Annotated in this window: 10 protein-coding genes and 1 tRNA gene; 4 read left to right on the top strand and 7 right to left on the bottom strand. The window is 61.7% G+C overall.

Features of this window, described 5'->3' with window-relative positions; all coding sequences use genetic code 11:
• Positions 1–400: 400 nt before the first annotated feature.
• From IRZ31_RS14045 to IRZ31_RS14020, 6 genes are all read right to left on the bottom strand, one after another.
• Entirely contained in the window at positions 401–1327 is a 927-nt protein-coding gene (locus IRZ31_RS14045) for a hypothetical protein (protein ID WP_297154679.1), read from the bottom strand.
• A gap of 33 nt (positions 1328–1360) precedes the next feature.
• Positions 1361–2758: an AI-2E family transporter gene (locus tag IRZ31_RS14040; RefSeq protein ID WP_297154677.1), complete on the bottom strand. Its 1398-nt coding sequence runs from the start codon at positions 2756–2758 to the stop codon at positions 1361–1363.
• A gap of 415 nt (positions 2759–3173) precedes the next feature.
• Positions 3174–3247: transfer RNA gene (locus IRZ31_RS14035), tRNA-Gln, on the bottom strand.
• Positions 3248–3326: 79 nt separating this feature from the next.
• Positions 3327–3995, bottom strand: a complete 669-nt coding sequence (locus IRZ31_RS14030; RefSeq protein WP_297154675.1) for a 2-oxoacid:acceptor oxidoreductase family protein — start codon at positions 3993–3995, stop codon at positions 3327–3329.
• A gap of 7 nt (positions 3996–4002) precedes the next feature.
• A complete protein-coding gene (locus IRZ31_RS14025; RefSeq protein ID WP_297154673.1) occupies positions 4003–6063 on the bottom strand; it encodes an indolepyruvate ferredoxin oxidoreductase subunit alpha in 2061 nt (686 codons plus the stop codon).
• Positions 6064–6520: 457 nt separating this feature from the next.
• Positions 6521–8104 (bottom strand): PLP-dependent aminotransferase family protein, encoded by a 1584-nt coding sequence (locus tag IRZ31_RS14020; protein ID WP_297154671.1) that lies wholly within the window; start codon positions 8102–8104, stop codon positions 6521–6523.
• A 257-nt stretch (positions 8105–8361) separates the two neighbouring features.
• Here IRZ31_RS14020 and IRZ31_RS14015 point away from each other — a divergent pair, with 257 nt between their 5' ends.
• The 3 genes from IRZ31_RS14015 (at position 8362) to IRZ31_RS14005 (ending at position 11861) form a co-directional block, all read left to right on the top strand.
• The gene (locus IRZ31_RS14015) at positions 8362–9210 is read left to right on the top strand and encodes a translation initiation factor eIF-2B (protein WP_297154669.1); all 849 of its coding nucleotides are present in this window, start codon (positions 8362–8364) and stop codon (positions 9208–9210) included.
• Between the two features lie 432 nt (positions 9211–9642).
• Positions 9643–11409, top strand: a complete 1767-nt coding sequence (locus tag IRZ31_RS14010) for a hypothetical protein (RefSeq protein ID WP_297154667.1) — start codon at positions 9643–9645, stop codon at positions 11407–11409.
• A 158-nt stretch (positions 11410–11567) separates the two neighbouring features.
• Positions 11568–11861 (top strand): GYD domain-containing protein, encoded by a 294-nt coding sequence (locus IRZ31_RS14005; protein WP_112430752.1) that lies wholly within the window; start codon positions 11568–11570, stop codon positions 11859–11861.
• Between the two features lie 394 nt (positions 11862–12255).
• Here the strand turns inward: IRZ31_RS14005 and IRZ31_RS14000 are convergent, their stop codons facing one another.
• Positions 12256–13284 carry a gluconeogenesis factor YvcK family protein gene (locus IRZ31_RS14000; protein WP_112430750.1) on the bottom strand — a complete coding sequence of 343 codons (1029 nt, stop codon included), beginning with the start codon at positions 13282–13284 and terminating at the stop codon, positions 12256–12258.
• A gap of 404 nt (positions 13285–13688) precedes the next feature.
• On the opposite strand from IRZ31_RS14000, the gene IRZ31_RS13995 reads away from it, so the two are divergent.
• The gene (locus IRZ31_RS13995) at positions 13689–14468 is read left to right on the top strand and encodes a PadR family transcriptional regulator (protein ID WP_297154665.1); all 780 of its coding nucleotides are present in this window, start codon (positions 13689–13691) and stop codon (positions 14466–14468) included.
• The last annotated feature ends 392 nt before the right edge of the window (positions 14469–14860 follow it).

Raw genomic sequence — 14860 nt, 5'->3', positions numbered from 1 at the left:
TAGTATATACAATAAAGCAAGGGATGCATACCTATAATTGTCTGTACAGAAAACCTTTGTATAAAGTTGAGCATACTTTTTGTGTTCATCGTGTACACAATCACCTGACAGCCCGTTCTGCGGTCCATCAGCATTCTTGAGCCACCAGGGAAAGAAGAAGCCACATCAGACGCCATTCCCCGTCAGGCGCCAGTGCCCGCTCTCTCTGGTGAGCGTCAGAAGCACCTCACGCAACGGCAGGTCATGCTGCGCTTCCCCAGGTCGCTTTTACCGCAGACGGTAAGGAGAGTTACCGAGTAGCGGAAGAGCCAATAGCGAGTAAAGCCTTGAAGAAGATCAAAGGAAGGCAACAGAAGCTGACATTGGAGGGAGGCGATTTTACTTACGAGGTTCGCTGTTCCTACAGCGGGAGAGAGCCACGGGCGGCGGCCAGCACTGCCGCGCGGCCCTGTTGCTCTTCCAGTGTTAAGAAGCGCTGGAGGCCCTGACCATACAGATCTCGACGACGCAGCAAGCGCCGGGCCATGCCCTCCTCACCGAGGGCCTGCAAGACATGGTAGGCCGTCCACTCAGCAAAGCCTTCACTTACCAATAGCGGCAGCCCCTCCAGGCCCTGCCAGGCTTGCCAGGCATGAGCCAGCTCATGGGCCGCCACCGCTTGAAAGAGATCGCGCGGCAAATAGTGCTCGATGTAGATATCCTGCTCCCGGCCCTGCTGCAAAAACATGCCGAGCAAATGTGGGTCGCTGACCGCCCCTTCCTCACCAGGCTGTAAGCTGTTCTGACGCTGCTGATGCAGCTCCTGCAGTAGTGCGCGCTCGCAAAGGTGGAGACGGGGGAGGGCGGACAGCGTCAGCCCCGGTTCTTGCGGCAGCAGGAGAAAAATGCGCTCATAGAGTGGCGCCGCCTCATCCGGGCTACGCACAGCCTCAGCCCAGCAGGAGGCACAACGGCGTGATTCGCTATGTTGCCCAGGCAGCAGGCGCCCCTGCTCATTTAAAGGCGCCTGGCAGATATCGCAGCGGGGACGCTCCTCCAGGCAGCGCTGGCAATACGGGAGCGGCGAGTCTCCGATCAGATAAGCGGTCTCCAGCAAGGCCCGACCGCAACAAGCACAGAAGGCCACCTGGGCGCGGCACGGGGGGCAGAGGAGCGCTCCGCCCACATGTTCCAGATGCCGCCCTGGTAGACCACAACGCTGACAGCGCGGCGCCGTGCTTTCGCAGGCCGGGCAGATGACCAGCCCGTTGGGATAAATCAGGTATCGCCCTACCAGCGCCAGCGGTGTTCCACAGAGGTGACAAAAGCGGGGAAAGCTGCGGCTCATGACGCTTCGGTTTCACTGCATAGCACTTCAGAGTTAGAGCAGGTGATCCGAGGCCGAGGGAGCCGGCGGCACCTCGACAGAGTTTTGGGCGCTGGCGGCCTTACGACGATCATCCTCTCTATTTTCTCCGCTGCTGGTCTCCACCAGCCTTCCCGTTGATTGCCCCAGATCGGCAGCGCTCGCCCCGCGCGCCTCCCCGGGTCCCTCCGTCATTGACCGAGTCGGCGCGCCCGGCCCGGTCGCTTCCGCTTTCACAGGGAAGGAGGTCGGCGCCGGCAGTGGCACTGGCGGCTCCTCAAATTGCTCTGGATTCAGGCTGCGCCACTCTTGCCAGACGGCCACCAGCAGCGCCTGCAGCACGCCCGCCAGGGGTGCAGCAAAAATGGCTCCGATTACCCCGAATAGCTCGGCTCCAGCCAGCAGGGCAAAGAGCGAAACCACCGGGTGCAGACCGACGGCGCGCCCAACAATGCGCGGCCCGATGACATCTCCTTCGAGGATATGCACCCCGATGAAGTAGGCCAGCACCAGCACCGCCGTTAGCCAGCCCTGGCTCAGGGCGATGAGCACACAGATCGCCCCCGAGGTGAGTGTCCCCAAGACCGGAATAAACTCCAGCAGGAAGGCCAGCACGCCCAGCAAGACCGCATAGGGAACCTGCAGGATGAACATCCCCAGGCCGACCAGCACTCCGACCAGCGCCGAGAGCAGCAGCTGACCACGGATGTAGCCCCCAACCACTCGCTGGACTGTATCCAGAAAGAAACGGGTCCGCGCTCGCTGCCGCGTCGGTACACCGCGCCGCAACCAGCGCACCGCATGCTCGCCATCGATGAGCAAATAGATGCTCAGCACCATCACAATGACAATGTCGAGAACCCCTTCGAAGACACCGGTGACAATTGGCAGGGCGCTGGTGGCCACGTTCTCTAGCTGATTAAAGAGCTGCTGGCGCAAATCGCTCAATTGGCTGGCACTAATGCCAAAGCGGTTGAGGATCTCCTCTAGCGGGGTGACCGAGCCACCGGGCCGGGGGGTCAGCATTTGCTGTACATAATGTGCCAGGGAGACAATCTGTTCAATGGTGGTTGTAATCACAAAGTAGAGAAGAACACTTAGTCCGCCAAGCACCACAAGATAAACTAGCAGAATAGCGACGATCCGGGGCATAAAGCGTTCCAATAAGCGCACCGCAGGAGCAATCGCATAGGCCAGTAGGGCGGCGATTACCAGCATAAGCAGCGAGTGCGCGATATGGCTGATGCCCCACAGGGCCAGGACGGCGAGGGCCATCCAGGCCAGAATCGCCAGCGGGATATCACGCCGGCGCGTCCAGCGCGCGGCGGAGCGCATTTCTTCTTCGAACGATGTTTTGCCGGCTGGTTCGAACGTTGCTCTACCGGTGGGACCAGTGCCTGCGCCAGTCGACATCGATGGTGATGCCCCTTTCTTTACATTCTTGCTTGCTTGACAGGATCAGTCGACTACTCCCCCACCAATCTGCAGACAGGAGCTTCTCGGAAACGCTCTCCGCTCCAGTCAGGCTCTGTGGTCCTCAAGCCACAATCAGTCTTTCTAAGAGTATTACACCTCTGTGGAGCTGGATACCACAATACAGACTCAGGGAAGACGCACATCAAATAAAAAACGTACCTACTTGGTATACGACAGAGCCAGCCAATCGTTTCGGACGTTTTTCTCGCGGTAATCCCCCACCTTCGGATTGTGCGTTCTGCCTGCGCACCCTCGTCTTCTGGAACCAGGTTCCTCAGTCTATTGTTCCTCACCGCCGGCCAGGGAGGAACAAAGGCAAACAAAAAAGGAGAGGCGTTCTTGCCTCTCCGACTGGCTGGGGTGCAGGGATTCGAACCCCGATTGGCCGATCCAGAGTCGGCAGTCCTACCGTTGAACGACACCCCAACAGGCTGGTTTGCCAGACAGCATTGGTACAGCGTTGACCGTGCTTGCGTATGCATATTACCGCAGCCACAGGAATTTGTCAAGCCCCCGGTGGCAGCCTGAGCAGCGTTCCGCGCTGCCAGGCACAGGCGAAGAGGCGCCGGGCCACCGCTGCGACCGCTGGCTCATCTTCCAGGCACCGGGCCAGAGCGCGCTCCAAGGCGACGTAAGGGAGCAGGCCCGTGGCGCTGCAGCAGACGGCCAGCATGAAGAGGGAGAGCAAGCCTGGAGGAATCTCTTCACCTTTCGGCTCCCCTCCGCCGGCAGGCAACCAACCATCACAGCGTGGCTCCACAAAGATGCCCGTCACTCCTCGTCGCTGCAAAGCAGTAGCGAGGGCTGCCTGGTTGGGATAGGGCTGGCCCTGCAGGCCCGCCGCCAGCGGGGGTCGGCGCCAGGTAGAGATAAAGGCCAGGGCGCCGGCACGCGCCAGGGGCAGTACGCGCAGCACTTCGCTCATCTCCAAGACGATCAGCAGGTCGGCCTGCCCGGGCGCGATGCGTGGTGTAGGGACCGGGCCGAAGCGCAGATGACAGCAAGCGCTCCCACCCAGACGGGCCAGGCTCAGGGGGGCAAAGGTCTGCAGCGTCAGGCCAACTTCGTCGGCAGCCAGCGCCAGCACCTCCAGAGCGGTCTGCAATCCCTGGCCACCGACTCCGGCCAGAACCAGGGCTTGCCAGCGCGGCTCACGCTCAGCGGACTCGGGCATAAGTGCTTTACTCCTGCACCAGAAGAGATGGCCAGGCAGAAGCCATCTCTTTCTGCTCATTGTGATCGCTGTCCGCAGCTGCCAGCGGCCCAATGGCCTCGAACGGGCAGGCAGCGGCACACAGTCCGCAGGCCACGCAGCTCAGAGGATCAATGCGCACCCGCAGCTCACCCCTGGCCCTCAGTCCCTCGTCGGCGCCCTTCTCGGCTGGCATCAGTACTACTGCGGGACAACCAACCTCATAATAACAGGGTAGCTCGTCGCAACCATGTCCAGCACAACAGCGCGCCTCATCGACCTGGAACGGCGCCGCCTGGCCGGGCAACAAGCGACCTGGGACCGTACACGGTGCGCGCGCAATGACTACCGCCACTCCCTGGAAGGCCAGGGCTTCGCGCAGCGTCGCCACCGTTGCTTCCAGCTCATAAGGATTGACTTCGCGCACAAAGGTTACGCCACAGCCGCGCACAATTGTCTCAATATCAGCCCGCGGCTTCGCCGTTGACCCAGCGCCGGCCTGCCACGATCCCGGATTTGGCTGCTGCCCTGTCATCGCCGTCAGGCCGTTATCCAGCAAAAGTAAGGTCAGGTGCACTTCCGCCTGAACGGCATTCAGCAGTCCAGCGATGCCTCCATGAAAGAACGTGCTATCGCCCATCGCCGCCAGTACCGGACGTTCGATGCCAGCGTACTTCAGTCCCTGAGCAATCCCCAGGCTGGCCCCCATCGAGACCTCGGTCCAGCAGACCGAGAGAGGGGCATGCATGCCCAGGATCGTACAGCCGATGTCGCCGGTTGTGATCACCTCATTGGGCTGGTAGCCAGCGGCCTGCAGCGCTCGTTTGAGCGCGTAATACGTCATCCGGTGCGGACAGCCGGGACAGAATTCCAGGGTGCGCGGCAAAGGAGCCAAAAAGCCGCCCGGCTCCGTCAGAGCCGACAACTGTGCGGCCAGTGTCTGCGCTTCAGCGGCGCTCTCAGGATAGCCAGCCGTCTCAAACAAGGCGGCCAGCGCCCGCGCTACCTGCGCCTGGTTGTACTCGCCTACGCGCGGCAGCAGCCCGTTGCGCTTGCCCAGCAAGCGGACCTGTAGATTACGCTCCGCGATCAGGGCCGCCACCTGGGTCTCGATCAGCGGCTCCAGTTCCTCCAAAACCAGCACCGCCTCCAGCGGAGCCAGGAAAGCTTCTAGTTCCTCGCGAGGCAGAGGATGAATCAGGCCCAGTTTGAAGATCGCCAGCGGGGGTGCCGCACTCAGACGAGCCTGTACCTCGGCCAGATAAGCCGCACTTACCCCAGCTACCACCACACCGACATTCCTCCCCCGAGGGACAGGCGCCTTCGCTGAGCCGCTCAGCTCCTCCCGTACATTGACCTCGCTCAGCAGCGCGCCGGCCTGCTTCAGGCGCGCCAGGGCCGCAGCATGTTGCTCACGGCACCACTGAGGGACGGCCTTGGTAAAGCGTGCCACATCGCGCTGGAAGCTGGCTGGCTCCTCAACGGCGGGGCGCTCCAGAGGGGCCACTCTGATCCATGACTGAGAGGCCGCTACCACCGTCGTGCCCAGCAGTAGCACCGGCGCTCCAGTCTGGGCCGAAGCCCGGAAAGCCAGGAGAGTCATCGCATAGGCTTCCTCGGGACTGGCCGGCATCAACAGCGGCACGCTCGCCAGCAGCGCATAGTAGCGCGAATCCTGCTCAACCATTCCATAGAAGACCCCGACATCATCCACAGCGTAGATCACCAGCGCTCCATTGACGCCGCTGTGAGCGATCGAGAGCAGCGAATCTGCCAGAACATTGAGGCCCGACATCTTCATCGTCACCAGGCTCTTCCTGCCGGCCCAGGCGGCTCCCGCGGCTACTTCCAGCGCCACCTTTTCATTGACACTCCACTCAGCGGCCAGACCATAACGTGTCGCCAGGGGCAAGAGCGCCGCCAGCGCCCCACCGCCAGGATTGCCTGGATAACCGGTCGCCACATGGACACCAGCCTCCAGAGCGGCCCGCGCCACCGCCTCATCGCCGCTCAAAAACAGCCGCTTGCCCGGAGCAGTCAGACGATTCAACTCCAGACACACTCCTCTCGTTCTTGGCTCTCGTATCGTCGGTTTCACCCAGCCGGCAAGGGATCGGGATTGCAGCCCGTTGCAGCTCGCCTGGCCCGTTCGCCAGTTCATCCAGGCAAGCCACGATCAGAACAGGTCTGGCACCCCAGACGCTCACAGGGATACCTAGAAGTGAACGGCTCCCCCGGCGCCAGCCGACGATCACAATCGAGCAGGTGGTAGTCAGTCGGCAGCTCTCAGCCGCTCACCAGCGCCAGTGAGAGCCAGAGGGGAGGCGCTCCCGCTCCAGCCACATCCAGCCGGCCCACCATCTGAACAACAGTGCCGGCCTAGCCGGTCACCATTTTCCGACACCGGGCGGAGGCTGTCAACAAACGCCTGTTAGAGCAGAGCGCCAGCCAGTGCTGCTGCGGCTGCCGCCCTACAGGGTCCCGAGTGGAGGCCGCAAGGCTCGTGCTTAGACCATTGGAATATGCTCAGGAGGAGAGGAGCGCGTCTGCTCCTGATTACGCTGCAGCAACAGACGCTTCAGCACCATGCCAATGCGGCGGATGCCCTCCTCGATCTGCCCTTCCTGGGGATAGGCATAGCTCAGGCGGACATACTGCTGGCCACCCCCATCAACATGGAAAGGCTCGCCATTGAGGAGAGCCACGCCCTCAGCTGCCGCCTCACGCAGAAGGGTACGCGCCCGCAGGCCCGCCGGCAGACGGCACCAGAGATGAAAGCCCCCTCCCGGCGGAGTTACCCGTATCTCACGGGGCCAGTAGCGCTCAATGGCCTGGAGCATGAGATCTCGCTTGCGTCGATAGGCGGCACTGAGGCGCCGCAGATGCCCATCCAACCAGCCACGGCGCAGCACCTCAGCCACCAGCCACTGACCAAGGGCATTGGTATTCAGGTCAAAGACCTGCTTATGCAACGAGAGGCGTTCGATCATCGGCACCGGCCCGGCCAGCCAGGCCACCCGCAGGCCCGGCGCCAGCATTTTCGAGAAGGTGCTCAGGTAGATCACCTGCTCGTCGCTATCGAGGGCCTTCAGCGGCGGAGGCGGCGGCGTATCAAAATATAGCTCGCCGTAGGCATCGTCCTCCAACACCGGTACCTGATAGCGCCGACAGAGCAGCAGCAAGCGCCGGCGACGCTCAGGCGACATCACCACGCCTGTCGGATTCTGAAAGGTCGGCAGCGTATAGATCAGTCGCGGGCGATGGCGCCCCAGTACGCTCTCCAAAAGATCCAGGCGCATGCCTTCGCTATCCAGCGGGATGCCAATGACTCGCGCCCCCAAGGCCCGAAAAGCCTGGATGGCCCCGATATAGGTGGGGACCTCGACCACGACCTCATCTCCGGGGCGCAGCAGAAAGCGCCCAACAAGGCCGATGCCCTGTGTCGAGCCAGACAGGATCAAAATATGCCCGGCATCCACAGGCACGCCCCGCCGACGCATGCGCAGGGCCACCTGCTGACGCAGGCTCTGTAAGCCCTCCACCGGGCAATAGCCAAGCGCCTCCTGACGGGCAGAGAGGAGCGAATCCTGACAGATCTCGCGGAACAGATCCGCTGGCAGCAAGGCCGGCTCTGGCATGGCACTGGCAAAGGAGATCATCCCGCCATACTCAGCCAGCGCCATTAGCTCACTGAGCACGCGCGCGTCAGGTCCGAGTACCTCGCTCTCACCGGCGGCCAGTCCCAGCAGCCAGGAAGGCATGGCCGGTTCGCACTCCTCCTCCAGAGTGAGCAGGCTGCGCCGGACCAGCGTCCCACGCCCGACATGCCCCTCGATGAGGCCCTCGCTCGCCAACTCGTTGTAAGCATTCATGACCGTTGTACGATTGACTCCCAGCTCGCGCGCTAAAGCTCGCTCCGTGGGCAGGCGGGACCCTTCGGGCAAGGCCCCGGAGAGGATCGCCTCACGCAACTGCTGATAGATTTGCCGATAGAGAGGCACACTGCTGCTGCGATCGAGCCGCACAAGGACGGCGGCAGGAGCAGCGGACCACGAGCGCGAGCGGTGCTCAAATGAGCGTGAGTGTCGCATGTTTTTCCCCCTCCTGCATTGGCTCATACCAATAGCAGTGTAGTGTGCCAGGAAGCGAATCACAAGAGCCAATGTCGACGGCAAAAATCGAACCAATCAGAGCTGATCTGGCCCGGAAACAGGACCATGAGAGAGATCTCGCCGTGCAAAGTCAGCCTTTCTGGCCCTTTGCACGTTTTAAGAGAGAGCGCGATAATAACTAGTAATGGCAGCGACCAAGCCCGAAAGCCAAGATCCAACTACGAAGGGAGAGAAGTATGAATAAGCTCCAGGAGCGCATTGAGGCTGTGCGCAATGACCGCGAACATGGCTCACGTTGGCTGGTGGGCGAGACAATTGCCATCCTGGAAGAGCTGGCGCGTGCCCCTTACGGCTCGCCAGAAGAGAGGCTGGCCCAGATCCGCGCCGCTGGTGAGGAGCTGATGCAGGCCCGCCCGGCGATGGCCGCTATCGCCGGCGCGGTCCGGCGCATCCTCCAAGCCCCGGGGGGACTGGCAGGTATGGCTCAGGAGGCAGCGCGTTTGCGCGAAGAGTATGAACGCGCGCCGCAAGCGATCATCGCCCATGCTCGTCCGCTGCTGGCCGGCACCTTGATGACACATAGCCTCTCGGGGACTGTCCTGGAGGCCCTGCATGCCTGTGCTTCCCAGATTAAACGGGTCATCGTCCTGGAGGGTCGTCCCCGCTATGAAGGTCGAGAGGTGGCTCGCCGCCTGCAGCACCTGAACCTCGCCGTCACGCTCATCACTGACGCCGAGGCCGCCATCTTTCTTCCAGACTGCACCGCCGTGGTGGTCGGCGCCGACAGCGTCCTCGCCAACGGCGATGTCATCAATAAAGCCGGTACCGCTCTCCTGGCCTGGGCCAGCCGTGGCTACGGCATCCCTTTCTACGTCCTGTGCGAATCGCTGAAAATCTCCTCTCAGCCCTGGACCGGCGACCTCTCCCTGCTGGAAGAGAAAGAGCCAAAAGAGGTGCTGGAAGAGCCAATCCCCGGCATCGAGGTGCGCAACTTCTATTTCGATCGCACCCCCGGCGAGCTGGTCACCGCTATTGTGACCGAGCGCGGCTTTTTCAATAAGGAGCCGCTCAGTGACTCTCACTAGCCACAGGTCCTGCAGACTTGGCGAAAGCGATTCAAATGTGTATCCTATCAATTGCAGTAGTGCAACCATCTCTTACAGTATCTCCTCATTATGCTCGCTTGCTCCAGGTAGAGCGCGTAGAGCCAGACAGAGGGAGGCCAGGGCCGGGGCGCCACGGGGTGCATAGCATCACAGCGCAGAGTTGGGACTACAGGCCAGGCGAGGAGAGATCGGGGCACCTCCGTCCTGCTCCCGACCTCGTCTGCAGGTGGGGCTGATGGCTTGGCAGGCAGTGACAGGCAACAGCGGCGCACGCCAGAGCAGAGCGGAGCAGCGGAGAAGGCAGGGAGGGAACGGCCAGCGGAACGGGGCAGGCGTGAGATGGGACAATCTTGCTGCCCGCCAGGCTGGCCGGGCACGGGCTGATGAGGAATTGAGGGTAGACGCCAGGTCATGACCAGGCATGATACGGAACGGCGCGGCGCACTGCCGCAGTCAGGGGCGATGACGAGGTCTGGGACAGGGGAGGAGGGACAGGCGCCGCGCCTGGAGTTGGAAGGGGGAAGTGATATGCACGGTGATGCTGAGCAGCCGGCTCAGGGAGAGCGGCAGGAGAGTCAGTCAGGCGAGGCACAGCCAGCGCGCGAACATGAGCGGGAGCGCGAAGCTCCGATCGAGAGAGAGCGAAGGGAGAGAAGAGAGATGCGTGAGGGGCGTGAGGGACGCGAGGGACGTGAGGGACGCGGAGAGAAGCGCCGACGAGGCGACGATTTTGTGGCGCCAGGTGTGCCTATTGTGCGCAGCAGTACGCCACGCCCGCCTTCGCTGGCGCTGGGCGAGACGGGGAGCACCTTCGGCCCCCGTCTGACGGATGGAGGTGCACCGTTCCCCGAGGAGGCCCCGGCAGCGCCTCCTGTCCCCGAAGAATACAGCTCATTGGAAGAGACGCCGCTCCCTATTGCCAGCCAGGCAGTGGAGAAGGAGGACGTGGTCACCTCAACGCAGCCGGGCCAGGAGCGCAATGAATTCCTCTGGCTGTTTGAGTACGGCCCAGAGATGGATACAGTGGTGCTGAACAGTCCTCAACTGCTGGACGGGCTGGCCCTGCCTTACGGGCCAGGCATGCTAAAAGGCTATGAGCTAGGTTTCGGCACGGTGCGCACGGCCACGGGCGACGTTGTCGCCTCGATCTTGCCGAGTAGCGACCCGGCTGCCGCGGTCTGGGGCATGCTCTATCGCGTGCCGCGCCGGTTGGCCCTGCCAGCCGAGGACGGCGTGGTTCCCCTGGATAAGGTCCATGATGCGGTCCCGCCGATCGGCCTCTTCGAGCCGCTGACAGTGGTAGTTCATGAGCCTTTACGCCAGCGCGAGATTACCTGCACCACCTACATCGCTTCGGCAACGGTCCGCAAGTATTTCCAACCACGCCTACCCGAGCGCTATGCAGCTGATCCCTACGTGCGGCACCTGCTGGAAAGCGCCCGCCGCCAGAAGCTACCAGAGAGCTATCTGCTGGACCTGGAAGGCCGGGCCAGCACTGCCGCTGAGTCATCAGGGGGAAGGGCCAGACGAGGCCCCACCAGCGGGCCAGCAGGGCCGGCAGCCTCGCACCCTCCAGTGGAGAGCGATGAGCAGGATACAGAGCCGATCGCGGCAGTCTCAGGCAAAGATGAACGGCAGCGGTCCAGTCCGGCTGCTCCTGGTCAGGCCCCTGTCGCAACCTCACCAGAGCCGATTGCGCCATCTCCTGCGCAATCTCCAGGCATGCCAGAGCCATCCGCTCCCTCCACTGTCACCCGCCCGGCTCCCCAGGGCTGGCTACTGGCGCTGGCCGTCTACCACGCCCTCCTCCTTCTGACTGTACTGGCCCTGGCCATTGGCGAGGGTCTGGGCTTCGGGCAGGAGGTCTTTACACCGGATTTCGCTCCGTTCGGCGTGCCCTGGCTGGTCCTGGCGTACGGCCTGCTCGGCGGTTGCGTGAGTTGCCTGGTCTCTTTACGCCAATCCACCTCACGGGGCCAACCCCTCTTCTTGCTGATCACCTGGTTCGTGCGCCCCTATCTGGGGATGGTGCTGGCCATGCTGGCCTACCTCCTGCTCGATAGTGGCCTGGTCGTTCTTGGCTCGCTGCCTGGACACACCAATGCCCTCTTCTCACTGGTGGGCATGCTGGCCGGCTACTGCGAACATCGCTTCTTCTTCCAGCGTCCATCAGCCTGAAAGAGGGGCAGCTTGAGAATTACTGGTTAAGAAAGGATTGACGGGCTGGCAGCAGAGCTTGTGAAAGTGCAACTGGGAATGTACAATTGCAACAGAAGGCTGACCCCGTAGCGCTCCATCTTGAGTTGAAGACCTGTCAAGGGCGAGGAGGTCCTTCAATGCCAACCTACATCAGTCTGGTCAATTTAACCGAGCAAGGGATCAGGGAAGCCAAGAATGCCCCCGAACGTCTTCAGATGTTCGAGAAGGCGCTCCAGGAAGCAGGAGGCAGGCTTATCGGCTTCTATCTTGTCATGGGCCAGTACGACTATGTCATCATTACCGAGGCTCCTGACGATCAGACTGCCGCGCGCTTGATTCTTGGCATCATCGCCCAAGGCAGCCTACGAAGCCAGACCATGCGAGCGTTCCCACGTGAGGAGTTCGAGCAGATCGCCCGTACCTTACCGTAGAAGGGAAAGGTAGCAGCGAGCGCCCAGCCGGTTGGTGAAGGAGAGAACACACGAGCAATCGGCCCGCAAACCAGGCCGCCAGCGGTCGAAGCTCCTCGTTTTGTTCCTCCCCCGGCTGAGTGCGCAGGCGCAGGTGAGGACGTTGGCCCCAGACCAGGCGTGAAGCGAGGCCAGCGCTGCAGGCTGCAGCAGGTGGATGAGCGGCCTCGCTTCACGCCTGAGCCGGAGTCTTCTGCTGCCGGCCCTCGTCTGACCGGTCCGGCCTGCCTTCAAAACGCAGCATCAGCCCCAGCCGCGACCGACAGCCGCTCCTTGGCCCGGAGCCAGAGAGGGAGGCCGACAGCAAGCAAAAGCGACAGAATCGGGTGAGAGAGCAAGACTGGACAGGCTGGGGCTAGAAAGGATCGGATGGGAAAATAGCCCTCACCAGACGCTCGGGATCATGGCGAGCCAACATATCATCTTCGAGATTGAAATGGCCGATGACGACGTTTGGCACGAGCTTCGCTAAACGCGCGCGATCGACGGCCACCGGCTCGCTCTTCTCCTCGGCATAGGTGCGGAGCACTTCAGGAGGGAATGGGCCGTCATTGACGATCACCCGGTCGACACGGCCTCCAAGGTAGCGGTGGATCTCGCTGACAAAATCGGAGGCTTTGTAGCCGTCGGTCTCTCCGTGCTTGGTCATGAGATTGCAGACATAGACCTTCTCCGCCTCGGACTCACGCACGGCGCGCGCAATGTCTTTGACGAGGAGATTAGGGATGAGACTCGTGTAGAGATCGCCCGGGCCAATGATGATGACGTCAGCCCGGCGAATGGCGCGAATGGCCTGGGGACAGGCTGGAGCATCCTCGGGCACCATACGCAGGCGGACAATGGGCGAGAGCGGCCCCAGGTTCTTTTTGCCACGTGTGTCAATCTCGGTCTCGCCACAAATAGTGGTGCCATCCTCCAGGTCGGCGCAGATGGTCGTCTGCGTCAGGGTGACTGGCAGCACCCGCCCGGCAGTATTGAGCAGCTCTTGCGCATCCTCAATGGCCAGCATGAGGTCGCCATTGTTGATATCCTGGAGACCCTTGAGAATGAGATTCCCCAGGCTGTGGCCACCAACTCCTCCTTTCCCCTCTCCCTGCTCATCTGTGCTCTCAAAGCGGTGCATAAAGACCTCACGCCATAGCGCTCCATTGCGTGCCAGGGCCACAAGCGACATCCGCAGGTCCCCTAGCGGCAATTGACGCCGAAATTCATCCATCAGGCGACGCGAGCTTCCTCCGCTGTCCGACATGGTGACGATGGCGCTGATGTTATACGGGTACTTTTTGAGATGCGAAAGGAGGGCGAAGGTTCCAGAGCCTCCGCCAATGGTGACGACTCGCTTTCCGACGTGCCGCTCTCCTGGGCGATAATACTGTTCTGGCACCTCACATCTCCTGTGGCTGATTCCAGTCTTAACTGACAAACGACGTCTACCTCTCTTCGGATTTTCCTAACCTAAGAGAAACTATACACCGTCGGTGAATGCTGTCGACAAGTCTCTCGGCTCTCTACTGTTGCGGGGTATGTTTGGCTTCTGTCTACACTGCACTGGCTGGTGAGCTGGCTCTCCCTCTGCTCCCTCTTCCCTCGGTTTATCGTATCACGCCTCCCTCCCTTCTGCAAGCAGGCAGCTTCAGGCCCTTGACATGGATACGATATATCGTTATACTGAGCACAGTGGTTTTCGATATATCGCTATCTCGGGCGCTGTAGCCAGCCCTGCGAGCGATAGAGATTCTTCGCAGAGGCTCAGCGCCAGGGAGCGAGAAGAGAAAGGAGTACAGTTTCATGTTTGGCCGACGCTTTGCCTGGCAATACTACGGCTGGGATGATGGTGGCCCCTTCCCCTGGCAGCGCCCTCCTACCCCACCTTTTCCTCCTTTCTGGCAGGCGCGCCGCGGGCGGCCCCCCTTCGGCCCACACGGCCACGGACCACATGGCCGCGGTCCTCACGGCCCCACTGCTTTCTTTGAGCGGCTGCGTGTCTTCGGACGCGGCGATCTGAAATATGTCTTGCTGGAGCTGCTCCAGGAGCGCCCCATGCACGGCTACGAGATGATGAAGGTGCTGGAAGAACGGGCCGGCGGCTTTTATACACCTAGCCCTGGCTCGATCTATCCAACTTTGCAAATGTTGGAAGATCGCGGCTTTATCACCTCTAGCGAGGTTGAGGGGCGCAAGGTCTATACGATTACCGAAGCTGGACGCGCTTTTCTGGCCGAGCACCAGCGCGAGGGGGAACGTCCTGATCCAGGCTGGCCGCTGCGCGCCCTGGGCCGCTCCTGGTCGCCGGAGCTGCAGGCACTGCGCCAGGAGGCCGGCGAGGTGGCCCGCCTCTTCATGATCGCTGGACGCTCCTCCGTGGGTGACCCCAATCGACTGGCTCACCTGCGCAGCATCCTTGAACGCACGCATAAGGATCTGACCGACCTGATCTACGGCACGCCTTCGTCAACAGCCAGCAGTAGCCCTAGCAGTAGCCCTGCCAGCTCCTCCGGCGAGAGCAGTCACGAGGAGGAGAAAGGCCCGTCTTCCTCGACAGGCGCCAGCAACGAGCCACCCGCTTAAGCTTAGGCCCCGAGCCGAGGCCGGCCCGCTGGAAGGCGACGAGAGAGACGAAGCAAACTGGCGGGTCGGTCCCACCTCACTCCCTCCTCGGAAAACGCGGGACGTGAATGGGCGACAATTGCTCCTCAGCGAACCGGGACAGATCTCTGAGACTGGTGGGCACTTTTGTGCAGTTACGCTCAAAAGCTCTGCCTTATTCACACAGGCTACCAAGGTTCCAGTGCCGAGTGTCGTGAGTGCAGCTCTTCCTTGCAACACGAGGGGCAGAGAACCCGGGGTACCTTATATCCAATCTCTCCTATATATCTTGTGTTACAAGAGGCATTTAGGTTATACTGTAGGGGACGGGAGTCGCTCTACCACTCTGTGGGCGCGGTGGTGGGGATTCAGAT

Origin of the sequence: Thermogemmatispora sp. (assembly GCF_019683635.1) — a bacterium.
Lineage (GTDB): Bacteria > Chloroflexota > Ktedonobacteria > Ktedonobacterales > Ktedonobacteraceae > Thermogemmatispora.
The sequence above is the reverse complement of the archived record's forward strand: the minus strand, read 5'-3'. Positions and strand labels throughout refer to the sequence as shown.